General features: G+C 57.0%; 17 protein-coding genes and 2 tRNA genes. 9 read left to right on the forward strand and 10 right to left on the reverse strand.

What is annotated here, in order from left to right; translation table 11 throughout:
• Window positions 1-150: 150 nt before the first annotated feature.
• The 4 genes from K8I84_RS02385 to K8I84_RS02400 form a co-directional block, all read right to left on the reverse strand.
• A complete protein-coding gene (locus K8I84_RS02385) occupies window positions 151-2718 on the reverse strand; it encodes a CHASE2 domain-containing protein (RefSeq protein ID WP_223793122.1) in 2568 nt (855 codons plus the stop codon).
• Between the two features lie 30 nt (window positions 2719-2748).
• Window positions 2749-4383, reverse strand: coding sequence for a FecR domain-containing protein (locus tag K8I84_RS02390; RefSeq protein WP_223793123.1), 1635 nt, complete (start codon window positions 4381-4383; stop codon window positions 2749-2751).
• Window positions 4376-5116, reverse strand: a complete 741-nt coding sequence (locus K8I84_RS02395; protein WP_223793124.1) for a response regulator transcription factor — start codon at window positions 5114-5116, stop codon at window positions 4376-4378. The genes K8I84_RS02390 and K8I84_RS02395 overlap by 8 nt, the downstream gene beginning before the upstream one ends.
• Before the next feature lie 115 nt (window positions 5117-5231).
• Entirely contained in the window at window positions 5232-7406 is a 2175-nt protein-coding gene (locus K8I84_RS02400) for a DNA topoisomerase 3 (RefSeq protein WP_223793125.1), read from the reverse strand.
• Between the two features lie 126 nt (window positions 7407-7532).
• Here K8I84_RS02400 and K8I84_RS02405 point away from each other — a divergent pair, with 126 nt between their 5' ends.
• Window positions 7533-7889: a BolA family protein gene (locus tag K8I84_RS02405; protein ID WP_223793126.1), complete on the forward strand. Its 357-nt coding sequence runs from the start codon at window positions 7533-7535 to the stop codon at window positions 7887-7889.
• Window positions 7886-8509 carry an L-threonylcarbamoyladenylate synthase gene (locus tag K8I84_RS02410; RefSeq protein ID WP_223793127.1) on the forward strand — a complete coding sequence of 208 codons (624 nt, stop codon included), beginning with the start codon at window positions 7886-7888 and terminating at the stop codon, window positions 8507-8509. The genes K8I84_RS02405 and K8I84_RS02410 overlap by 4 nt, the downstream gene beginning before the upstream one ends.
• A gap of 97 nt (window positions 8510-8606) precedes the next feature.
• Here the strand turns inward: K8I84_RS02410 and K8I84_RS02415 are convergent, their stop codons facing one another.
• Window positions 8607-9248 (reverse strand): MBL fold metallo-hydrolase, encoded by a 642-nt coding sequence (locus K8I84_RS02415; protein WP_223793128.1) that lies wholly within the window; start codon window positions 9246-9248, stop codon window positions 8607-8609.
• Between the two features lie 295 nt (window positions 9249-9543).
• Here K8I84_RS02415 and K8I84_RS02420 point away from each other — a divergent pair, with 295 nt between their 5' ends.
• Window positions 9544-10590: a hypothetical protein gene (locus K8I84_RS02420; RefSeq protein ID WP_223793129.1), complete on the forward strand. Its 1047-nt coding sequence runs from the start codon at window positions 9544-9546 to the stop codon at window positions 10588-10590.
• Window positions 10591-10774: 184 nt separating this feature from the next.
• Window positions 10775-11689 carry an AEC family transporter gene (locus K8I84_RS02425; RefSeq protein ID WP_223793130.1) on the forward strand — a complete coding sequence of 305 codons (915 nt, stop codon included), beginning with the start codon at window positions 10775-10777 and terminating at the stop codon, window positions 11687-11689.
• Here K8I84_RS02425 and K8I84_RS02430 read toward each other — a convergent pair.
• Window positions 11666-12610: a zinc ABC transporter substrate-binding protein gene (locus K8I84_RS02430; protein ID WP_223793131.1), complete on the reverse strand. Its 945-nt coding sequence runs from the start codon at window positions 12608-12610 to the stop codon at window positions 11666-11668. The two genes, K8I84_RS02425 and K8I84_RS02430, sit on opposite strands and share 24 nt — an antisense overlap.
• A gap of 185 nt (window positions 12611-12795) precedes the next feature.
• Between K8I84_RS02430 and gltX the strand changes: the two genes are divergently transcribed.
• The 3 genes from gltX to K8I84_RS02445 all read left to right on the forward strand — a co-directional run bounded on the left by gltX (window position 12796) and on the right by K8I84_RS02445 (window position 14552).
• Entirely contained in the window at window positions 12796-14280 is a 1485-nt protein-coding gene (gltX, locus tag K8I84_RS02435; RefSeq protein ID WP_223793132.1) for a glutamate--tRNA ligase, read from the forward strand.
• 113 nt (window positions 14281-14393) lie between these two features.
• Window positions 14394-14469: transfer RNA gene (locus tag K8I84_RS02440), tRNA-Ala, on the forward strand.
• 7 nt (window positions 14470-14476) lie between these two features.
• Window positions 14477-14552, forward strand: a tRNA-Glu gene (locus K8I84_RS02445).
• A 110-nt stretch (window positions 14553-14662) separates the two neighbouring features.
• Here K8I84_RS02445 and K8I84_RS02450 read toward each other — a convergent pair.
• Entirely contained in the window at window positions 14663-15514 is an 852-nt protein-coding gene (locus K8I84_RS02450; RefSeq protein WP_223793133.1) for a 6-carboxytetrahydropterin synthase, read from the reverse strand.
• Between the two features lie 121 nt (window positions 15515-15635).
• Between K8I84_RS02450 and K8I84_RS02455 the strand changes: the two genes are divergently transcribed.
• Entirely contained in the window at window positions 15636-16259 is a 624-nt protein-coding gene (locus K8I84_RS02455) for an NTP transferase domain-containing protein (protein WP_223793134.1), read from the forward strand.
• Here K8I84_RS02455 and K8I84_RS02460 read toward each other — a convergent pair.
• The 3 genes from K8I84_RS02460 to K8I84_RS02470 form a co-directional block, all read right to left on the reverse strand.
• The gene (locus K8I84_RS02460) at window positions 16231-17337 is read right to left on the reverse strand and encodes a PleD family two-component system response regulator (protein WP_223793135.1); all 1107 of its coding nucleotides are present in this window, start codon (window positions 17335-17337) and stop codon (window positions 16231-16233) included. The two genes, K8I84_RS02455 and K8I84_RS02460, sit on opposite strands and share 29 nt — an antisense overlap.
• A gap of 53 nt (window positions 17338-17390) precedes the next feature.
• Complete coding sequence (locus K8I84_RS02465) at window positions 17391-18773, reverse strand: PEGA domain-containing protein (protein ID WP_223793136.1); 1383 nt, start codon at window positions 18771-18773, stop codon at window positions 17391-17393.
• Between the two features lie 113 nt (window positions 18774-18886).
• A complete protein-coding gene (locus tag K8I84_RS02470) occupies window positions 18887-19348 on the reverse strand; it encodes a hypothetical protein (protein WP_223793137.1) in 462 nt (153 codons plus the stop codon).
• Between the two features lie 106 nt (window positions 19349-19454).
• On the opposite strand from K8I84_RS02470, the gene K8I84_RS02475 reads away from it, so the two are divergent.
• Window positions 19455-22379, forward strand: a complete 2925-nt coding sequence (locus K8I84_RS02475; protein ID WP_223793138.1) for an insulinase family protein — start codon at window positions 19455-19457, stop codon at window positions 22377-22379.
• Window positions 22380-22485: the final 106 nt, after the last annotated feature.

Raw genomic sequence — 22485 nt, forward strand, 5'->3', positions numbered from 1 at the left:
CCCGGCATACAGACCTGTGCATGCTCTGTCGGAGACTGGTACTTCACGATTCAGGTGCAGCACACGAACGGACTGTTCAGCGAATCGTCTGCCATTGTGAGCAAAGACGTTCGGTCCTGACCTTGACGAGGTTCCTGATGCTCGTTCTGATCAGGGCAGCGGGTCGAGAATGGGGAGCTTCAAAGTAAACGTGGAGCCCTGGTGGGGGGTTGAGGCGACGGCTATGTGTCCGCGATGTTTGTCCACCACGGTTTGTACAAAGGAAAGCCCGAGTCCGGTACCTCTTACTCCGGCCATTTCGGTCCGTCGCTGCCGGCGATAGCGGTCAAAGAGGTGGGGCAGTTCCTCAGGATCAATGCCGCTGCCTTCATCACTGACGGCCAGAATGGCCTGATGCCCGGCCTGATACACCTGTATGTCGACGACTGAGCCAACTGGGCTGTATTGCACGGCATTGGTCAGCAGGTTGATCACAGCACGTTCCAGCAATTCCGGATTGCCTTTCAGCCAGAGGTCCTCGGTGCCCTGTAACTGCAGATCTATTCCTTTCTCGATGGCCTGCTCGCTGACGCTGTCCCGGGCGTTCTCGGCAATCGCCAGAAGCTCGCATTCGTAAAAACGAGTCTCGGTCAATTGCTCGGCGCGGGCCAGTTGCACGAATTCCTCCGCCAGGTTGTAACTGCGTCGAGCGAGCCTGCCGAGCTGATCGAGCTGACCGGACGAGATGTTTGCCGGATCGCGCTTGAGTTGTTCTATGAGTGCCAGTTGGGAAACCAGCGGAGAGCGCACATCGTGGGAGATGAAATCCACCGCCTCCCGGTGCTGACGCTGTTGCTCACGGAGCTCCGATATGTCCGAAATGTTGGCGATAATCCCGTACTGTTCACCGCCGGGCAGAGAAAATGGCGCAATGTGAATCAGAAAGTCCTTGTCCCGGATTTGCAGGTCCGTGGTACGGCTTTGTTGAAGTGTCAGCGTTTCGGAAATGATTTCGCTCCAGCGCGGGGCCTCTCTGGGATCGTGCCCCTCCAGTAGCCGGGAAAGCGGCAGCCCGTTCAGGCTGGGCATGGGTTCGCCGAACCACTGCTCGATGTGTTGGTTGGCGAAACGAATCACTCCGAGCTCGTCGGTAACAATGATGCCATCGGGCATGTGCTCGAAGCTGCGTCGGATAAATTGCTGCATCTGGCTCAGCCGTTCCGTGGCGGTCCGCAATCTCTGGATTCGGGCAGAGACGTTCTCCTTGGGGCTGCGGGAATGGAGGAAAGAGTCCGGGTTGTCCAGGCGGAGCCGATTGAGATAGTGCTGAATGGCCTGCCCATGGAGGTCGTTGGGCAGCTGAAACCCCAGTACAAACGCGTGTTCACCACGCTGGAGCTTTAGCCAGCTGTCGTTGAGCCTGTGGTCCCATTGGCCGGGCTTCAGATCTGAAGGAACGTCCTGTGGGCTCAGAAACCGGGAACTCAGGCAGTAAGGGCCATCACACAGAATCCATCCTTCAGGCTCAAACAGTTCGCGCACGTGTTCCAGGAGCAGGCGCGGATGACGGGAACCATGACTCGGTACGGTAACGTATGGATTCTGGGCCAGGTGATCCAGTTGTCTGTTCAGAAAGCGGTTGGTCTGGGAAAGTCTGAGGCCGCTGGAAATCGGCAGGGCCAGCAGAGCAAGCAAAGCGGCGTCGATGATAGGTATCCAAATCCGGAAGACAATCAGTGCTGCGACAAACACCAGTAACAGGCTTGCGGTACTGAGCAAGCAGGTAAACAGAGTGTGCGAAGGGCGCATTCTGGGAAGACTCAGCGCCAGACAGGCAACCATTAGTAGGGTGATGGTCGTTGATACCCACCGGGGTGCCGGTTCAATGAGTTGGTCCTGGGTGAGCGCCGAAAAGGTGTTGGCATGGAATTCGACTCCGGGCATGGGGTGGCTCAGGCCGGAAAAAGGCGTAGGAAGGATATCGCCAAAGCCGGCGGCGGTTGCGCCAATAAAGACGGTCTTATCCCGAAAAGCTCTTTCAGGGGTGCTCTGCCGCAGTACATGATCGTACGAGTAGGTGGGTATGGTTCCGGCCCCTCCGGCCAGAGGCACTGCCCGGAATTCGTCACGTAGGTTGACATAGGCAGGGGTCTGGCTGTGGTCGGGTCGACTGGCAGCCTCAGCAAGTGGGGCGAGGCTCAGGCTTGGCCAGAGCTGGCGGCCCAATCCGTTGTACAGATAAAGCCCGCGGGCTACACCATCGCTATCCAGTTCCACATGGGCGTGCCCGAGGTCCGAGGCATTTTTCATAAGCCGGGTGACCGGCAGTTGCTCATTCAACAGCTGATTGGTGGCAGAAGGCGCCAGATACACTGGCAGAACGACGTCGCCGTGGTCGGACATGGCATTCGCCAGTGCGGTGTCATGGGGGGAAGGCTCGGAAAACAGGATATCGAAAACGATGGTTTTTGCGCCGGCTTCTTTAAGCTTACGGATCAGTTCGGCATGGGTGTCGCGCGGCCAGGGCCATCGGCCAAGTCGATCAAGGCTTTGCTCATCAATGGCGACAATGGCGACGTCGGCAGCCGGCTTGCTGGGAAAGGTGGTGATGGTACGGTCGTACAGCCAGTAATCCAGATGTTTGGGCAGGCTGGTAAGCTGCAATAGCACCGCGGACACCAGCAGAATAAGGGCCAGTGTCCATGGTGTTGTTTTTATTGGCAGCCAGTCCCGGTTCATGCGCTGTGCGGTTGTATCCTTTGAGTGGGGTTATTCCAGGTACAGCTCCCTGCCTGGTCCCCAGCGGCTAGAGAAGGGGCCCTCAGAGAGAGCTTTTAGCCGCACAAAGTACCGTCTACCGGGAATGAGACGCAAGGCTGCAGAGGTATCTGCCAGTGTGGTCTCTTTAATAACGTTGTCGAAGTCCGGCTCTTCGGAAAGCTGCAACAGGTACTCCTTGGCGGTTGCGACCTGTTCCCAGAACACCCGAACCTGGCTGTCCAGATAGTTGACGCTGATGACCCGCGCCGGCGGCAGGCTGCCCTTGACGGTCAGGCTTCTGGGCTTGCTGACGGCAACGGAGTTGCCGCCGGCTTCGGTAACGACTCGCCAGTAGTATTGGCCCGGATTGAGCGGTCGCGACGGCAGTGCCGAGGTTTCCGGTGCCCATTCGCTGGTGGCGATGAGGTGGTTGAAGCTTTGGTCTGCGGCAATTTCTATCCGGGCAACCTCGTTATGACCGTTCAGCGACCACTCGAATTCTGGCATGTCATCGTTCGCGGCAGCCCCATCGTTCGGAGTCACCAGATTCGCTTCCTGAGCCTGAAGGTCAACTTCAAACGGGGTGACGGCGGGCATGCCGGCGACACCATCGTGTCCGACGGAGGCCAGGTGGATCTCGTACTGGCCATTATCCAGCATACTGAGCTCGTGATGATTTCCCCGAATCTCTCGGCTTTCCACCCAGCGGCCATCATCGGCTGCGAAGATATCCAGCCGGTATGCGGGTGCCTGGCTGTTGCTCCACTCCAGAGTGGCGGGCAACCGGGTCAGTCTGGAGGGCAGTGGGCGAGTTTCAGGGGCCGGGGGCAGGCGACGAATACTCATGCCCGATGTGGTGCTGGCGGAGACTGTCGCCCCGTAGCCTGCGGGAATACGCTGTGTTTTGCCCGGCTGGCCAAAATCTACCGCGCCGTGGGATACCTGCAGGCTGGTTTTCTGGCCTGAGGTCTGGATAGCGAAGACCGTGCCTCGTACTGCCGCGACGGCGGAGGGTGTTTCGATTTCAAAACGAGCCCCGCCATCCAGGACGGGCTTAACCCGGGTATGGATTTCCCCGTGGTCCAGTCGCAGCCGCGTGTCCGCCATGCCGGATTTGCCGAACTGGGTCAGGCGGTTGAACGTCAGACGTGAATCCGGCGAGATGCGGATTTCAGAACCGTCTGCCAATCGAACCGTTGCACTGCCAGAGCCGGACAATATTTCATCGCCAACCCGGATGAGGGTGTCTCGGGTTAAAGTCTGTTTGCGCCCGTCTGAACCCGAGATGATCTGAACCACGCCTGACACGCTGGCGATCCGGGCGGGTTCTGGCTGCCACTTTAGCCAGGACAGAGGAATGCGTACCCGGTCTCCCTCCGCCAGGACCATACCCTCAGAGAGCTTGTTGTACTCCCTCAGTCGGGCCACGCTGATGTTCGGAGTCAGAAGTTCGCTGGCAACCTGTGACAGCGAGTCGCCTGAGCGAAGGGTGTACATCCAGTCGGAGGATGTCGCGGGCTGGCTTGTTCCCTGTTGTTCGGAACCTTGTGTGACCGACAATTCCGCCTGTGTCCCCAGGGCTGTCATCAACAGTAGCGGGGCGCCGAGGGTAAGCAGAAACTGAGTCACGCCGTTGTTAGCCATTGGCGGCCTGACTCGGGTTGAGGGGTTCTTCTATGACCTCCGCGTCTGCCGGATTGATCGCTTCGAGCCGGTAGCCGCGCTGGTAGATGGTTTTGATTCGGAATCCGTTTTCCGGATTGAGTCCCAGTCGCCGGCGCAGACGGCTCATGTGTGTGTCCACCGTGCGGGTATTGATGTCTCGGGTCAATCCCCATACACGCTCAAGGAGCATTTCCCGGGTCAGCAGGCGGCCCTGATTCTGGAACAGGAAAAGGGTCAGGTCGAAGTCTTTGTCGGTCAGGGTCAGTTCTTCACCGTGCAGAGCAATGGTGCGCTGCTGGGTGTTCACTTCAAACGGGCCGTAATAGAGCACTTCTTTGTCGGCATCCGGGTTGCTTCGCCGAGCCAGCGCGTTAATCCGCGCAACCAGTTCCGCGGCTCGGGCGGGCTTGGCCAGAAAATCGTCGGCCCCGGCGTCCAGGGCCCGGACGATGTCCTGCTCGCTGTCCCGCTGGGTCAGGAAGACCACCGGAATGGACCAGTTCAATTGGCCACGAACGTTTTCCAGTACGTCGATACCGGTCATGTCCGGTATCTGCCAGTCCAGAATCAGCAGGTCGTAGCTGCGGTGAAGTACGGCGCTCAAAAACGCCTGACCGGTGGGGAAACTATCGCAATGATGCCCGCGCTCACCAAGAACCATTTGAACGCGCTGCGCTTGTTCGTGTTCATCTTCGAGCAGTGCGATACGCATGTAGCGGCTCCGTGGTGTGGTGGCGGGTACGATCATTCCGAAAACCTAAGTAATAAGCGAACTACTGACTAATATCACTCGATTCTCGCAAAATGTTATAAGCCATTCCGTTTCGTTATGTTGAATTGCGTAAACGTGTCGCGGGCTTGCCCTCAAGGTCATCAACCGTGTGACGGCAGCCTGGGAAGCTGCTGCATCCCCAGAACCAGCCTTTCTTGCCTTTGCGCCGCACCAGCGGCGCGAAACAGTGGGGGCATGGGATGGGCTTCTGGCCGGTGCCATCCTGGGGTATGCCGTCTTCCAGGGGACGGGTTCCCTTGCATTCGGGGTAGCGGGTGCAGGCATAGAAACGCCCGAATTTGCCGTCCCGCTCGGTCATCGGAGCGCGGCATTTGGGGCAATGAACTTGTTGGGGGACCGTCGTTTCGTCGATCGGTTCTCTGGAAGCCGGGCTCAGGCGTTGAATGAAACCGCGGATTTCGTCTTTCAGCGTGTTCAGAAACGCTCTTGGGTCCGCTTCGCCCTCACGAATACTTTCCAGCGTCGATTCCCACACCGCTGTCCGATCGGGGGTGCTCACCGATTCGGGTAGTGCGTCGATCAGGGCCTTGCCCTTTTCGGTAGCCCGAATGAAGCGACTTTCCCGGAACAGGTAATTGCGCTTGAAAAGCGTGTCGATTATGGATGCCCGCGTGGCTTCCGTGCCCAGACCATCGGTTTCCCGCAGGGTTTTGCGAAGCTCGGTATCGCTGACAAAGCGGGCAATGTTGGTCATTGCGGACAGCAGCGTGGCGTCAGTGAAGTGCTTGGGCGGCTGGGTTTTGCGCTCCGTGATGGTGCTGTCGCTGCAAAGCACCCGTTCGCCTTTCTCCAGGCGAGGAAGTGGTGTCCTGGATGTTTCGGACCGACTGTCGCGAAGCTTTGGTTCAAGGGACTTCCACCCCGGCGTCAGCACGGCCGTTTCGGTGGCCCGGAATTGGTGATCACCAACTTTTGCTGTCAGCTTGCCTTCTCGATGAATGGCGTCCGCTGCAAATTGCATCAGGTAATAACGGCTGACCAACCCGTATAGCTTTTCCTCTGCTGAGGAGAGTTTGCCGCTGGAGGACGGGCGTGTGGTCGGAATGATGGCGTGGTGGGCATCGACTTTTTTATCGTTCCAGGCGCTGCTCTGGCGGCTCAGATCGGATTGATCACAGGCGTCGGCCAGATCTGGCGCGACCCGGGAGATGGCCCGTACCACCCGGTCGCGCTGTTCGTAGTGTCCCTCAGGCAGGTACCGGCAGTCCGATCTCGGATAGGTAATAAGCTGATGGCGCTCGTAGAGTGATTGCGCCGTATCCAGAACCTCTTTGGCGCCCATCCGGAATAGTCGCCCGGCCTCGATTTGCAGGGCCGACAGCGAGAGTGGCAGCGGCGGCGGCTCTGGGCGGTCCCGGAATCGGGCTTCTGTAATGGTGCCGGGGCGCCCATGAACGCTCTGGACAACCTGTTCCGCGACGGTTCGGTCAAGCAGACGATGGTCGTCATCCAGCGACTGCTGGAAAGCATCGTCCGGAACCCAGTTGGCTTTGAAGGGGCTCTGATCAGCGTCCTCTTCCTGGGCGGAGAAGGTCGCCTCAATCCGAAAATAGGGCTTGGGCTCGAAGTGTTCAATGGTGTTGTCCCGCTCAACCACAAGCCCAAGTACCGGCGTCTGCACTCGCCCAACGGAGTAGACTTCCTGTTCACCCTGTTGCCGGTAGCTCAGGGTGTAAAAGCGGGTCAGGTTGATGCCATACAGCCAGTCGGCTCTCTGGCGGGCCAGTGCTGAGTGGGAAAGTCGCCTGAACTCCCGGTTGTCTCGCGGGGCCTGGATGGCCCTGGCGACAGCGGCGGGCGTGAGGTCATTAATGAGCACGCGTTGAACGGGGACATCGACGCCGAAATAGCGCAGCACTTCGTCAACCAGTAACTGGCCCTCTCGGTCCGGATCGCCCGCGTGTACAACGCTATCGGCTTTGCGCAGCAGGGACTCGAGGACCGACAGCTGCTGTCTTACACCTTCTTTGGGGGAAACTTCCCACTGTTCCGGAAACAGGGGCAGATCTTCCTGGCGCCATTTTTTCCAGATCGGGTTGTAGCTCGCCGGCTCTGCTGGCTCGAGCAAATGCCCGATGCACCAGCTTACAACGGTGGCATCATCCCCCTGGCCGCAACGAATCCAGCCCTGCCCCTTGTGATAAGGACCGGGAAGTGCGGCGGCGATGGCGCGTCCAAGGCTGGGTTTTTCGGCGATGTAAAGCTGCATGGTATGAACTGCCAGTGAGTCGGCTTGGGAATGTGGCGTGTTGATTGTTGAGTGTCAAGGCTCCGGAGCCCGCCGGTTGTGTAGTAGACTGTGTGGAGAATACACCAGTGGGAGAGCCCCCGAACCATGAAGATCCAGAATTCCATCGAGACGAAACTGCATCAGGCGTTCAGTGTTCAGGCTCTGCGTGTGGAGAACGAAAGTCATAAGCACAGCGTGCCTCCCAACTCCGAAACCCATTTCAAGGTTACGCTGGTATCACCGGACTTTGATGGGCAGATGAAGGTGAGGCGCCATCAGGCGATTTACAACGTGTTGGCCGAAGAGCTGGCCGGCGGTGTCCACGCGCTTGCCCTGCACCTGTACTCGCCCGACGAGTGGCAGGCGGCGGGCGAAGCAGCGCCCGATTCTCCCAACTGCATGGGCGGCTCAAAAAAAGATCCGGCGATGGTTTCAAACGCGAGTGATGGGGACGGCGTATGAGCCAGTTTTTTCAGATTCATCCGGAGACGCCACAGAAGCGACTGATTAATCAGGCGGTGGAGATCCTGCGTGGTGGCGGCCTTGTGGTCTACCCAACGGATTCCGCCTATGCGGTGGGCTGTCACCTTGGTGACAAGCAGGCGGCGGATCGCATTAAACGCATGCGGAAACTGGACGACAAGCACAACTTCACACTTGTCTGCCGTGACCTTTCCGATATCGGGGTTTACGCCAAGGTCGATAACACCCAGTATCGCTTGTTGAAGAATTTCACCCCAGGTCCTTACACGTTCATCCTCGATGCAACCAGCGAGGTACCGCGCCGGTTGCTGCATCCCAAGCGTCGGACGGTTGGTGTTCGCGTACCGGATAACGCCATTGTGCAGGAGTTGCTGGGGGAGTTGGGCGAGCCGATTATGAGCAGCACCCTGATTCTGCCGGGCGAGACTGAACCCATGACCGATCCCTATGACATTCGCGAGACCCTGGAGCACGAACTGGATCTGATCATCGACGGGGGGTTCTGCGGTATGGAAGCCACGACTGTGGTGGATTTCACGGGGGATGCGCCGGTGGTCACCCGGGTGGGGAAGGGCGACCCTTCGCCCTTCGAGAGCTAGCCTCAGGCAGGCCGCGTTCAGGCTGAATGCGTAGCTGCGTTGAGCACCAACCGATTCAATCTGGCCGGGTTCCGGGCCAGATCTTTCGGGGCAGTCGTTATCCTCGGTGGTCAGAAACGAAAGGATTGGTTTTCCGCTCATGACCAAAGGTGGACATGGGGCCGTGACCGGGAACAAATTCCACCTTGTCACCCAGCGGGAAAAGTTTCTCGCGAATGGATCGGATCAGAGCGGCGTGGTCACCTTTTGGAAAGTCCGTGCGGCCAATGGAGCCCTGAAACAACACGTCTCCTACCAGAGCAAGACTGCTGGGGGCATGGAAAAAGACAACGTGCCCTGGTGTGTGGCCCGGGCAATGCAGAACCGCCAGGGTTTGGTTGCCAACGGTAACCTGGTCGCCATCGGTCAGCCATTGGTCTGGTATGAAGGTTTCCGGTGCCGGGAATCCAAACATTTGCGCCTGCTGCGGTAGGCCAACTATCCAGAAATTGTCGTCCTCGTGAGGACCGACAATTGCAATGCCCAGCTCCTTCGCCAGTTCGGCAGTACCACCGGCGTGATCAATGTGGGCATGGGTCAGCAGGATCTTTTCGACAACCACACTCTCTTCATCGATCGCTTCCCGAATCTTCTCCAGATCGCCCCCGGGATCGACTACAGCGGCTTTTCGGGTCTCTTCGCACCAGATCAGCGAGCAGTTCTGCTGGAACGGGGTGACGGGGATAATGCGGTATTTCATGGAGCAGCGTCTTCCTTCGAGTACGAAAAGGCTCAGGGTAATGGCTGGTATTTTTCGTGCAAGTACATTTGGAGTGCTGGGTCTTCCTCAAAGGTCAATATTTGCTCGTAAAGAGGTGTGATGTGTGACATGTCACGCAAAAAGCAATACACCTCTGTTTGATAATTATGTATCGGTCCCAGTTCTTTCCTATAAGAAGTGGATAAAAGGAATGTTTGCCTAGGATGGTGCGGTCACAGTAACCGGAATCCTGCGGCGTTGTTGATGTATCCAGAGAAAGGCAGTGCATATGGATGTGACAAAGTTGAGAATGTATCCGGTGGCGTTGGCAGTCCTGCTAACGGTGGGTTGTGGAGGAAGTGGAGGTGGTAATGGGGCACCTCCCGAGGAAGATGGCGGAGATGCGACCACGCGGCAGACTATCGATAGCGAGGATGGGGCCACACCACTGACGCTCGACAGCGGTCGGTTGGCTGAAAAGCAGGCCATGCTCCGCGAACAGGAAGACTTTAATGAAGCCATGAATTCCTATTGGACGGTGAGTGGCGTCCTGTTCCTGTTTGGTGATATCGAAGAATCACTGCAAAACGTGCCGGGAGAACCAGATGGCTCTCTCGTTGAAGTTCCGGATATTCCTGTGAACGGTACTATTAACTGCACAAACTCCGGTGGAACTGCGGCTGTGGAAGGGAGCGGTGAAGAGTCCAGTGGCGGTTACCGGATTTTGTTCGACAGCTGCAGGGTGGATACTTCAGCCCATGGATCCTTTGTTCTGAGTGGCAGCTATCTCGTTGACTGGAGTGAATCAGAAGACACAGTAGATCTTTTGGTCACTCAGCATTTTGACATTACTGGTCAGCAGTTAAACTCAGAGGGGCAGACTCGGGACATCCAGGTCAAAGGCAGCCTGGTCAGCAGCACTACCAAGTTGTGGAAGCCCGATCCGGCGTCGACATTGGAGGAGCCGAAGCCGGATATCTTGGTCGGCTTTGATGCAAATATCCAGTGGCCGGTGCTTGAGGTCTTTATTGGCTCCGACTACTTCGCTCTGAGGGATTCTGAATTTAATTTCGTCGAAACCGAGGGGGAGGTTAGCTTCGGTTGGAATGTGGACCTGATCAGCTCTGTCATGGGTGGTGCGATTTCGTTCACGACACCCGTGGAGATGGTCGTTACTGAAGGCGATTCCTGTGCCAGCTATGGGCACCTGCTGCTGGAAGGCGATGGGAAGATCGAGGCACGGTATGGCGTGACATCGGGACGGCGTACCGGTATGGAATTGCTCATTAATGACAGCGAGGTGATCTTTCTCGAGAGCTGTGGTGTTCTCCTACCTATTTGATTGACTGGCCCTCCAGCAAAAGGGGCGTGTGCTTTTTGAGTGCTCGCCCTTTTTGTTTTCTCTGGTCATTTGGCTTGCGAGTCTCAGGGGGAGCCAGCGTAACACCAAAGTGCCCTTGAACTTGGCCTCACGGCCAACGATGATTGCCCGTTCCTGAAGATCATTATCCTTTCTGGAGTTTTGAATGCCGGTCATGGTTCAGGCGCTGGTGCCTGTCTTTGTGTTGATCATGTTGGGCCACCTTTTTCGCCGCCTTGAATTTCCGAGCGTGGATTTCTGGCCCCAGGCGGAACGGTTTACCTACTATGTGCTGTTTCCCGCCATGCTGGTGTTCAAGTTGGGGCAGGCCCGGTTACCGGTGTCTGCCTATGCTGACATCGCGATGATTATCGTCGCAATGCTGCTCTCCATGACGCTGGCTCTGGTGATTGCCCAATGGTTCTGGCGCTGGAGTGGGCCAGTTTTTTCCTCGGTATACCAAGGGGCTATTCGCTTCAATTCCTATGTGGGACTGGCTGCTGGTGGAATGTTGCTGGGCGATGAGGGGCTGTCTCTAACAGCGATTGCCGTTGCCATCATGGTGCCTTTTCTGAACCTGATGTGCATTCTGATGTTTTCGCTGGTGGCTTCCGAAGGGGCCGTGCGCATTGGCCCCGTGTTGAAGGCTATTGTGACCAATCCGCTGATTGTCGGATCGGTTCTGGGCGTCGCCTGGAGTTTCTTCGAGTTCGGTTTTCATCCCTTGCTGGCCGGAATTCTCGAGCCGCTCAGTAACCTTGCCCTGCCCATGGGGCTGATGACGGTAGGGGCCGGTCTCCAGCTGAAGGCATTGCGAGGAGGTACGGCCCCGTTTCTTGTTGCTTCCGTCCTGAAGCTGCTGGCGTTCCCTGTGATGGCCGCAGGGCTCGCGATGGCATTGGGGCTTGAGGGAACGTTGGTGCAGGTGGTGGTATTGCTGGCCTGCCTGCCGACAGCTACTTCCGCTTATATCCTCGCCCGCCAGCTGGGTGGCGATGCGCCATTAATGGCCGGCATCATCAGTGGCCAGACGTTGCTGGCCATGGCTTCCATTCCCTTAATGCTCGGTATCCTCTGGTAGGCAGGCAGTTACCGCACTGGAAATGCTCAGCAGGAAATTCTGATAGCCCTCTGCGTTGGACTCGATATCACTGGCCAGCGGATCCCAGGTGCTAAACCGTACATTGATGCCCTCGGTAATACCGGTCCACCACTGGCGATTAAACTGCGGCTCGGTCAGCACACAGGGATTTGGGGCAGCCTGCAGCTTCGCCTGTACCTCCTGAATGTGGCGTGCTCCGGGTGAAAGCTCCGGGTTCAGGGTCAGAATTCCCTCCAGGGACAGATCGTAATGCTCGGCAAATCGGGTAAAGGCATCGTGGTAGGAAAACAGGCCAATCTCTCTCACCGGGGCAAGTTGGGCTTCAATCTCTTTGTCTGTGGTAACAAGGGACGCTTCGAACCGTTCGAGATTGTTATCCAGAATCTTTGCATCCAGCCCCTCGATGCTGACCAGTGTGTTCCTGATGGTGTGCGCCATCTCAAGTGCCAGCATGGGATCCAGCCAGGTGTGAGGATCTTCTCCTTCACCGTGGTCATGCTCATCATGATGATCGTGGTGATCTGGTTCAGGTAAATGGTCGTGCTCGTCATGGCCCGTAGTGTGTTCCTCGGTGGCATCGGATCCTGGGGTCAGGGCGACGGCACGAGATTTGAAATCATCGCCCGCCAGTATGCGCGTCAGAAAGCTTTCCATTTCGGGGCCTACCCAGAAGATGGCGTCGGCGTTCTCCAGCGCCCGGCGTTGCGATGGGCGCATGTTATAGGTGTGCGGACTGGCGCCGGAGGGTACCAATGAGGTGATTTCGACGCTGTTGCCGGCTACGGCGCGAACCAGTAATTCCAGGGGCTTGATGGATGTGACAACTTCTGCACCCCAGCTTTGTGAGGCGGGGGCGAGCAAGGTAAGCCCCAGCAGGGCGGCGGGTCGTAATTTCGGCATGGCGGATTCGTCCGGGGAAGATTAATTGAAACGTTATAATATAACGTTTTTGCAATAAGGAGAAAGGCTTCCCCTGTTGTGGTTTTAACGGACGCAGGCTCAACCCGCCCATTCATGCGAAATTGCGAACGGGCCGCTATAATGCCGCCTTTATTCTAAGGCCACCGATTTTTCAGGAAGGTTTCATGACAGTACGTACCCGAATTGCCCCATCACCCACCGGTGATCCTCACGTTGGTACCGCCTACGTGGCCCTGTTCAATCTTTGTTTTGCGCGCCAGCACGGTGGGCAGTTTATCCTTCGTATTGAAGATACCGATCAGGTACGCAGCACGGCCGAGTCCGAGCAGGATATTCTGACGGCTCTGCGTTGGCTTGGCCTGAACTGGGATGAGGGTCCGGATGTCGGCGGGCCCCACGGGCCTTACCGACAGTCGGAGCGCAAGGATATGTACCGCCAGTACGCGGAAGATCTGGTCACAGCCGGTCATGCCTTTTATTGCTTCCGGACGCCAGAGGAGCTGGACGCCATTCGAGAGGAGCGGAAGGCGCAGGGACTCAATCCGGGCATCAAGGGCAACCTGGAGTTGCCGGAAGATGAAGTCAAGCGCCGCCTGGATGCCGGGGAAGCCTACGTTATCCGCATGAAAGTGCCGGACGAGGGCGTCTGCGAGATACAGGACATGCTTCGCGGCACGATCGAGATCGATTGGGCACAAGTGGATTGCCAGATTCTGCTGAAATCCGACGGTATGCCCACCTATCACCTGGCTAACGTGGTGGATGATCACCTGATGGGCATTACCCATGTGCTCCGGGGTGAAGAGTGGATCAACTCCGCACCCAAGCACAAATTGCTCTACCAGTACTTCGGCTGGGACATGCCGGAGCTGTGTCATCTGCCGCTGCTGCGTAACCCGGACAAGAGCAAGCTGTCCAAGCGCAAGAATCCGACCAGCATTAATTTCTACGAGCGGATGGGCTTCCTGCCAGAGGCTGTAACCAACTATCTCGGCCGCATGGGTTGGTCGATGCCGGATGAGCGGGAGAAGTTCTCACTTGATGAGATGATTGAAAATTTCGACATTCAGCGTGTGTCTCTGGGTGGCCCCGTATTCGATGTGGAAAAGCTGCGCTGGCTGAACGGTCAGTGGCTCCGTGAAGAACTCAGCGATGAGCAGTTCATGGAGCGCATGGGGCGCTGGTGGTTCAATCAGGATGCCTTGCAGGCGCTGATCCCCCACATAAAGGGGCGGGCTGATGTATTCTCCGATGTGGCACCGATGGCGAAGTTCATGTTCTCAGGCATGCTGGACCTGACTGCAGATGACTTTGAGCATAACAAGCTGGATCAGGCGCAAATTAAAAAGGTGCTTCAGTTCGCACTCTGGAAGCTGGAGGCGCAGCGACACTGGAGTAAGGATAATATCTTCGCGGACATCAAGTTCCTGGCGAAGGCAATGGGCCTGAAGATGGGGGACTTTATGTTCTCGATCTTTGTGGCGGTTGCCGGCACACCGAACTCCTGGTCGGTGATGGATTCCATGGCACTGTTGGGCCCAGACATGACGAGATCCCGGTTGCGTCATGCGCTGGAAGTTCTGGGCGGTGTTTCCAAAAAAGAGACCAAACGACTGGAAAAAGAGTACGGGCAATTGAGCGCGGAATGAACGGTTTGATCAAGGAATGAGCGGTTGGAACAGGGATGTTCAGAAAACTGAAAAAAAGTGCATTTTAGTGGTTGACGGCCATAGGGCGGATCCTTAATATACGCAGCCGTTGAGGGGCCATAGCTCAGCTGGGAGAGCGCAACACTGGCAGTGTTGAGGTCGGCGGTTCGATCCCGCCTGGCTCCACCAAGTTTTAGTCCCCTTCGTCTAGTGGCCTAGGACTCCGCCCTTTCACGGCGGCAACAGGGGTTCGAACCCCCTAGGGGACGCCAATACGGCTTGACGGTTTAGTCCACCGGAAAGCCATCAAAGAAACCGCCTTCGGGCGGTTTTTTTGTGTCTGCAGAAATGTGATAAGGGCTGCCCCTTGCCCGGTCATTGTTTACCGGGCAGCAATCGCGCCCTTGCCGACGCCTTCGAAGGCCTTCACACGGATGGAATCGGTTGGGAACTCCCGCTTGAGCTCATCGGCTATGTGGGCGGCGATGAGTTCAACTGTAGTATCTGTTTCCAGCATGTAGACGCGGGCTTCCGGCAGGGTAAGCTCAAACTCGCCCTGATTGGCTTCGTACTCAAAGGTCACATAGCCTACGCCATGGTCGTCAACATGGCGCCGAACCACATCTTCTTCGGTCCCCACGTATATGTCCTCCCAGCGCTTGGCCCAGCGCTGTTCCAGCGCCTCGTCTCGTAAACCATTACGGTCAATGCGAATCGGGGACCGGTGGCCGTGGGCAATTCGCTGGCAATTGCCAAGATGCTTTTTCAAGCCGTGGACATAGTGATAGTAGGCCCCTTCGATAACTTCTTCCCGGAGGTTCATTTCCACTGATATCACATTGGCCGGCAAGACGGCTTTGAGTTCGGTTTCCAGAAGCGCTGCAACCGCGGACGGCACAACACGTTCGGCGGAAAGCCAGACAATCGCTTCATCGGGTGAGCGGTGAACAATCTCTGAGCCATCCTTTAGCGCCCATCGGAACGTGTCAGGGGTGTCCTCGTCCCATGAGAGGCCTGCGTACCCGCGAGGTATCACCAGTCGATGATCAACACGCTCGTCGATTACCCGCTTGATGGTGCGCTTCACGTTGCTGAAATCAAACACCATGCCCTGCTCATCCAGTTCGCCACCAAGAACGATATCGGCGATCCAGCTCTCGCCCACCAGGCCTCGGGTGGGGTCCAGGTAAGCGAAATCGATGACGGTCAGGCTATCGACGAAAAGGTGATTCATTTAGCATCCGGGGAGGGTGAAGTTGATTGACGCCAGAATTCTAGCAAAAATCACCGGTATAGGCAGTTCAGCATTCCGGCTGACGCATTTTTAGCCATCCAAGGGGGCGTTTATCATTGGCTTGAGCTCAGTACCTATCAAACCGTCCATTCCCGCTATTGTCCTGGCCGCCGGTGCATCCAGTCGCTTCGGCCGATCCAAGATGTTGCTTACCATGCCTGATGGGCAAGGAACCTTGCTTGACCGTGCGATCGAGCTGGCCCGCCAACTCAGTTCGGATGTACGCGTGGTGCATGGGGCAGGTTATCCGTTGATGCGATTCCGATGTCGCCAACAGCCGGGGGGATGGGTCAGGTCTCCGCATTGGCAAGCCGGTTTGGCGGCCTCCCTGCAGGCTGGGCTGCTAAGCGTAGGCCCAGAGGCCAAAGGCGTATTTGTATTACTGGCGGATCAGCCGTTGCTGAGTGAATCGGCGCTTGGAGCACTGGGGCATGCTGCTCGCGCCTTACCGGATGTTCCCATAGCCGCGGATTACGACGGTCGTCCGGGGGTACCCGCATATTTGCCGAGATGGCTGTGGCTGGATGTCATGGCGTTGGAGGGCGATCGGGGGGCAGGGCAGTTGCTGGCGGCTGCTGGCGCAACCAATGTGGAAATGCCCGGTGTCCACGAGGATGTGGACACCGTCGATGACTGGCGGTTGATCAGGTTCAGGCTCAGCCGAACAGCCCAGACAGCCAGATAATGCCAACACTGAAGATGCCCAGGCTCACTGCCAGTCCGATCGTGTAGATGCGGGACGAAGACGCTCGCTGCTGTGCAATGAACAGATCGATGGTCCGCTGGGCAATGTCTTCCGCCGTTTCGCGAGAGATTTCGTGAGCCTGTTGGATGGCTTCGGACTGAAGGGTCTGCCAGAACTCTGTGTCGATGGTCTGAACGTTGGTGATGTGATCTTTCAATTCAGCCATGTGTTCGGCAGTGAAACCTGAGTTTTTCTTCAGTTCGTTCTTCAGTTCCTTGAGTTCCAGTCCGACGTTGAGGTTAACCTCGGCAGCAATGTCATCGCGCAGGTTCTGAGTCCGCTCCTGCAGCATGGCCGACATGGCGTTCATTCGCTCTTCAATTGCCGACTCCTGCCTGTTTCGGGTTTCATCCAGGACGCGTTTCAGGTGGTCGAACTGCTCATCAAACAGGGAACTGAGCAGTTCGTGCAGGCGGTTGTTGATATGGGTTTTGACGGCCGAGCGGGAGATCTGCTCAATCAGGTCGCTGGTCAGTGGCACCAGGTTTGAGGATGAGGGGTGCCCGTTGAGAGTCTCAGTCCCGGTCGTCTTCGGAGCCATATCCACCGAAGCGTTCACCGGGATATTGAAGGGCTCTTCGTCTGGCTGGTCGGCGGCTTTGGTCGGGTCAACCGCGGGCGGCTCGGGCAGGGTGCCCTCTGTGACGTCCCGGCTCAGGTTGTCCAGAACCTGATTCAAGCCCTCATTGTGAGGCGGCTTGGTAAGAATGTTGTAAACACCGAAGTTCAGCGCCTCTTCAGTAAAATTGGTCGACTTTTTCGAAGTGCACATGATGATCGGGATATCGGCGGTATTCGGGTTGCTCTTGATCGCCTTGGTGGCTTCCACGCCGTTCATGCCGGGCATCAGGTGATCCATAAAAATCACATCCGGCCGGTGGGATTTGCTCAGGTAGTCCAGCGCCTCTTCGGCCGAGCCCGCCATGTTGACTTCCATGTCGCGACTCTCGAGCAATTTGCTCAGGGCGAACCTTGCCACCTTGGAGTCGTCTACCAGCAGAGCGTTTTTAATCGCCATGTCACTACCTCAACTGTTTACTGCAAACATAAGTGTTATCGGGCGCCTGGGTTTTACCACCCTTCCAGTTTCGGGCACTGTGTTGCCCGATAGCTCTTGTCCCGATAACAGACACCGGGTTCTGACGTGCGGGCAGTAAAGATCTCGCCTGCCGCCGTGGTGAGGCGAACCTGTCCATAGGGTTCGCCGTGCCGGAAAGTTGCTTCAATAGAGCTGCCGTTCGGGTTGAGCAGTAACCCTTTGCCGTGGAACTTTCCTTCGATGTACTGGCCTTCGTACTTCTTGCCATCGGAAAACACTTCCGTGCCGGTGCCGTGGAAGCTGCCGTTGGAGAACTGGCCCTCATAATGGCGGCCATCAGGGTAGGTTAGCGCGCCTTGTCCGTGGAACTCGTCGTCCCTGAACCCGCCCACATAGAGCATGCCCTCTGCGGTTGTCAGGGAGCCGTGGCCATTTAGCCGGCCGTCTTTCCACATTCCGGTCAGGATATCCCCGCTGGCCATGGTCAGGGTGCCGTTGCCATTGAATTCGTTTGCGCTGAACTGGCCGCTGTAGACCGAGTCGTCCGCACTGCGCCAGACACCATCCCCATGTCGCTGACCGTTGTTCCACTGTCCTTCATAACGTGTGCCATCGGGGTACCAGGCGGTGCCTTCACCCTGGAACTTGCCGTTGATGAAATGGCCTTCATAACGCAGGCCGTCTTTGTCCTGATAGGTCCCATCACCGGTTTTAACACCGCCAATCCAGGTGCCGCTTCGGTAGTCGACTTTGGTAAATGCCTTGAGTCGGCCAACCAGCGTCATTTCCTTGCCGGCTTCCAGTTTTACGGTCTGGTTCCAGTCCTGATAGCCGGGTTTGCTGATCGTTATGTCATACCGTCCAGGACTCATTTCCAGGTCCAGGCGGGTCTGACCGTAATGCTTGCCGTTAATGGTGACGGCGTCACCAACCACGTTGGATCGGAGGGTGAGCGTACCTGTGGTTGGTCGCTTCGGTTCGGGCTTCGGCGCTTGCTTCTTGATGGGGTCCGGGGTGATATCGTTTCTGGTTTGCACCACTCCAGCCGGTTCGGCGTAGTCTAGCAAGACGGGGTCTTCCTCTATCGGGGCAAGCTCAAAGGATTCTGGTTCTGGCTGGGAAGAGGCAGAAGCTGGCGCAGCGGCCCTGAGGGCTTCAGGTTCGGGTGATGTTGGGGGTGCCGCTGAAACCTGATTCTGGGCTGGCTGGGAAATTGCCGGCGCTTCGGAAAAGACGGGCGACTCTCCCGGCGCGAAGGCGGGTTCCTTGGTGGCGGACTCAATGGTTTGGTCAACGCTGGGAGTATGATCTGCGACTGTCTGTTCGGCATCGTCTCGCACGGCGGCAAATCCCGCGGTGACCAGTAGCATAAGAGCCAGAGCATTTGCGAACAGAAGTGGCCTAACATCGACCATGATTCAATCCCTTTGTCCTTGTTCTTGGGTTCCTGTCTAGCTCCTCATATTAACCAGTGGGTCGGGGTGTTTGTAACAGAAAGTGTCTGCAGTTAATCAGAATGCTCGTTGATTCACACTTTGTCCGGAAGTTGGTCATGATTGAGTTGTTCCCATGACCGCATGTAGACATCCGCCTCGTATTCGTAGGGCGAACGGAACGGTGTCAGGACGAAATCGAACACCAGAAAAATAAAACCAATGGATGCCCACGCAATGGCCAGGGTGCTCATGGTAGTGGCCTGGACTTCCGGGTTTGAGTCCACAAAGTCCTGCAGCATGGGAATCAGGTCAGAGGCCATCACCACCGGGTTAAAACTGGCCAGAACCAGGGGAATCCAGAAGGCTATGAAAATCGGGAAGAAGCCGAATGACCACAGGAGGCGCCGGAACAGGTAGATGGCAACTTCCTTCCAGAAGCGCTGTCTGATCTCTGGCACCTTGCGAATACGTTCCAGGTATTTTCTGCGCTCGGCCCAATAGGCGGCGACTTCCGGGGCGTCTACTTGTTTTACGGGTGGTGTATATATGCTCATGGACGACTGCACTACCTTGTGGCTTCTGGACAATGCACGATATTGGATACTACGTGTTACCCTACTTACCCTACAATTCTCATTTGTTAACGACAGGATAGTGTGAATGGCTGCAGTGATCGACAACGCAACCCATCCGGCCTTTGAAAAACTTCGCAGTCACCGGATCGACACCCTCAATCTGGACGTTGAGGAGTATCGACACAAGAAAACGGGAGCGAGGCACCTGCACCTGGCGGCCGACAATGACGAAAACGTCTTTTTTGTCGCGCTGCGCACTTTCCCAATGGACTCCACCGGTGTTGCCCACATTCTGGAGCATACGGCCCTTTGCGGCAGTGAACGCTTTCCGGTACGCGATCCGTTCTTCATGATGATCCGTCGTTCCCTTAACACGTTTATGAACGCGTTCACCAGCAGCGACTGGACCGCCTATCCGTTCGCCAGCATGAACCGGAAGGATTTTGACAATCTGTTGTCGGTGTACCTGGATTCTGTATTCTTCTCAAAGCTGGATCCGCTCGATTTCGCTCAGGAAGGCCATCGTCTGGAGTTTGAAACGCCGGACAAGCCGGAGTCGGATCTGGTCTATCGGGGCGTTGTGTACAACGAGATGAAGGGGGCCATGAGCTCGCCGACATCGCAGCTATGGCAGCGCTTGAGCAGCCACCTGTTCCAGACCACCACCTACCACTACAACAGTGGTGGCGAGCCGGATCACATCGTTGATCTGAGCTACGACGAGTTGATGGCCTTCTATCGCCGCCATTACCACCCCAGCAACGCGATTTTTGCCACCTACGGCAACATTCCGGCTCACGAACATCATGAGCGCTTCGAAGAACTGGCCCTGAAGCGTTTTGATCACCTGGATATCGACCTGCCGGTACACGATGAGAAACGCATCTTCTCACCAGTACGCGTGGAAGAAGCCTACGCCGTTAACGAGGGTGAAGGTTCCGAACGCAAAACTCACATTGTGATGGGCTGGTTGCTGGGTCACAGCTTTGATCTTCAGGAAAATCTGGAAGCTCAGTTGCTATCTGCCATTCTGCTGGAGAACAGCGCCTCACCCCTGATGCACGCGCTGGAAACCACCGATTTGGGCCACGCGCCGTCGCCCATGTGTGGCCTGGAAGATTCCAACCGGGAAATGACCTTCGTGTGCGGTATCGAAGGCAGTGAACCGGAAAAGCAGCGGGAGCTGGAAGCCCTGATTGAAACCACGCTCAGGAAAGTGGCCGAAGAGGGCGTCAGCGAGGAGCGTCTGGAGGCGATTCTCCATCAGCTGGAGTTGCATCAGCGTGAAATTGCGGGGGACCACTTCCCGTATGGGCTTCAGCTGATTATGAGTGCAATTTCACCCATGGTGCACGGCGGCGACCCGGTGGAACTGCTGGATCTGGAACCGGTGCTGGCCACGCTGCGGGAAAAGATTCGTGATCCCAATTTCGTGCCCGACCTGATTCGCCGCAACCTGCTGGATAACCCCCACCGGGTGACCCTGACCCTGCGTCCGGATGAACATCTGGAAACCCGTCGGCAGGAAGCCATTCGTGAGGCCCTGGCGAAACAGAAAGCCAGCCTCACTGACGAGGAAGTTCAGCTCATCGTTGAGCGGGCTGCGGCACTGGAAGAGCGTCAGATGCGCAAGGATGACGATTCCATCCTGCCCAAAGTGGACCTGTCCGATGTTCCCCTGCAGATGCCCGAGCCGGAATGCCGGTTCGATGGAGATCTCTCTGCCTCGATTTATGCCCGTGGCACCAACGGCCTGATCTACGAACAAATCGTGGTACCGGTGCCAGAGCTGACCGAAGAAGAATTGCTGCTGTTGCCGTACTACACCGCGCTGATTTCCGAAGTCGGTTGTGGTGACCTGGATTACCTGCAGATGCAGGATCGAATTTCAGCGGAGTCTGGCGGCATTGGTGCCTCGTTCAGCGTCAAGGGGCGCATTGACGATGTGCAGGATGTGTCCGGTTACATCGTCTTTAACGGTAAGGCTCTGGCCCGTAACCGCAGCGCACTGACGCGTTTGTTGAGTGATGTGTTTAACGGTGCTCGCTTTGACGAGCAGGAGCGGATCCGGGAAATCATTGCCCAGATTCGCGCACGCCGCGAGCAAGCTGTTACTGGCAGTGGCCACGCACTGGCTATGGGGGCGGCTTCCCAGGGGATGAGCGTGGGTGGATGGCTGTCGTTCCGTCTGGGCGGGCTGGCCGGTATTCGCGGTACCAAGGAGCTGGACAGTTCTCTGAAGGCCCCTGAAGCGCTGACAGCCCTGTGTGAGAAACTCGCAGGCTTGCATGGAAAGATTCGTGCACAGGCGCGTCAATTCCTGGTGATCGGCGAAGACGAGCAGCTTCCGGCCATGGTGGACGACCTGAAGTCCTGCTGGAAGGATGCGGAGAGTGGTGCTTCTTCCAACTGGACAATGGAGCCTGTGGACTACAAAGCTCGCGAAGCCTGGCTCACCTCAACCCAGGTGAACTTCTGCGCCAAAGCCTACAAAACCGTGCCGGTTGATCACCCGGATGCGGCCGCCCTGACCGTTCTGGGTGGCTTCCTGCGCAATGGTTACCTGCATCGTGTCATCCGAGAAAAAGGCGGTGCCTACGGCGGTGGTGCCGGGCAGGACAGCGTGAACGGCTCGTTCCGATTCTTCTCCTATCGGGATCCTCGTCTGGCGGAAACGCTGGATGACTTTGACAAGGCGCTGGAATGGTTGCACACCGAAGAGCATGGTCATCAGGAGCTGGAGGAGTCCATCCTTGGTGTGATCGGTCAGCTGGACAAGCCTCGGTCACCGGCTGGTGCCGCACGCCATGCCTTCCACAACAAGTTGTTTGGGCGCAGCCCCGAACAGCGTGCCCGGTTCCGCGAACGGGTATTGGCGACCACCCTGGAAGACCTCAAGCGCGTGGCCAGCACCTGGCTGGTGCCAGAGAAGGCCAGCATTGCCGTGGTGACCAGTCCGGATAACCGCAAGGTTGTCGAAGAGCTTGGCCTTGCCATCGAGGAAATGTAACGCCTGGAGCTAATGAAAAGGGGGCGCTAATGCGCCCCTTTTCTTGATGGTGATAGTGTTCGGGTGTCTTTGTCCCGGGTAACCATCGTCTCCATTGCTTTCCCAA

It is taken from the genome of Marinobacter sp. F4216 (genome assembly GCF_019931195.1).
Lineage (GTDB): Bacteria > Pseudomonadota > Gammaproteobacteria > Pseudomonadales > Oleiphilaceae > Marinobacter > Marinobacter suaedae.

Coding starts and splice junctions, on each gene's coding strand:
- K8I84_RS02385 (WP_223793122.1), bottom strand. CDS start 2,718: ATGAACCGGGACTGGCTGCCAATAAAAACAACACCATGGACACTGGCC.
- K8I84_RS02460 (WP_223793135.1), bottom strand. CDS start 17,337: ATGGCGATTAAAAACGCTCTGCTGGTAGACGACTCCAAGGTGGCAAGG.
- K8I84_RS02400 (WP_223793125.1), bottom strand. CDS start 7,406: ATGCAGCTTTACATCGCCGAAAAACCCAGCCTTGGACGCGCCATCGCC.
- K8I84_RS02395 (WP_223793124.1), bottom strand. CDS start 5,116: ATGCGTATCGCACTGCTCGAAGATGAACACGAACAAGCGCAGCGCGTT.
- gltX (WP_223793132.1), top strand. CDS start 12,796: ATGACAGTACGTACCCGAATTGCCCCATCACCCACCGGTGATCCTCAC.
- K8I84_RS02390 (WP_223793123.1), bottom strand. CDS start 4,383: ATGGCTAACAACGGCGTGACTCAGTTTCTGCTTACCCTCGGCGCCCCG.
- K8I84_RS02430 (WP_223793131.1), bottom strand. CDS start 12,610: ATGCCGAAATTACGACCCGCCGCCCTGCTGGGGCTTACCTTGCTCGCC.
- K8I84_RS02415 (WP_223793128.1), bottom strand. CDS start 9,248: ATGAAATACCGCATTATCCCCGTCACCCCGTTCCAGCAGAACTGCTCG.
- K8I84_RS02475 (WP_223793138.1), top strand. CDS start 19,455: ATGGCTGCAGTGATCGACAACGCAACCCATCCGGCCTTTGAAAAACTT.
- K8I84_RS02405 (WP_223793126.1), top strand. CDS start 7,533: ATGAAGATCCAGAATTCCATCGAGACGAAACTGCATCAGGCGTTCAGT.
- K8I84_RS02450 (WP_223793133.1), bottom strand. CDS start 15,514: ATGAATCACCTTTTCGTCGATAGCCTGACCGTCATCGATTTCGCTTAC.
- K8I84_RS02470 (WP_223793137.1), bottom strand. CDS start 19,348: ATGAGCATATATACACCACCCGTAAAACAAGTAGACGCCCCGGAAGTC.
- K8I84_RS02465 (WP_223793136.1), bottom strand. CDS start 18,773: ATGGTCGATGTTAGGCCACTTCTGTTCGCAAATGCTCTGGCTCTTATG.
- K8I84_RS02410 (WP_223793127.1), top strand. CDS start 7,886: ATGAGCCAGTTTTTTCAGATTCATCCGGAGACGCCACAGAAGCGACTG.
- K8I84_RS02425 (WP_223793130.1), top strand. CDS start 10,775: ATGCCGGTCATGGTTCAGGCGCTGGTGCCTGTCTTTGTGTTGATCATG.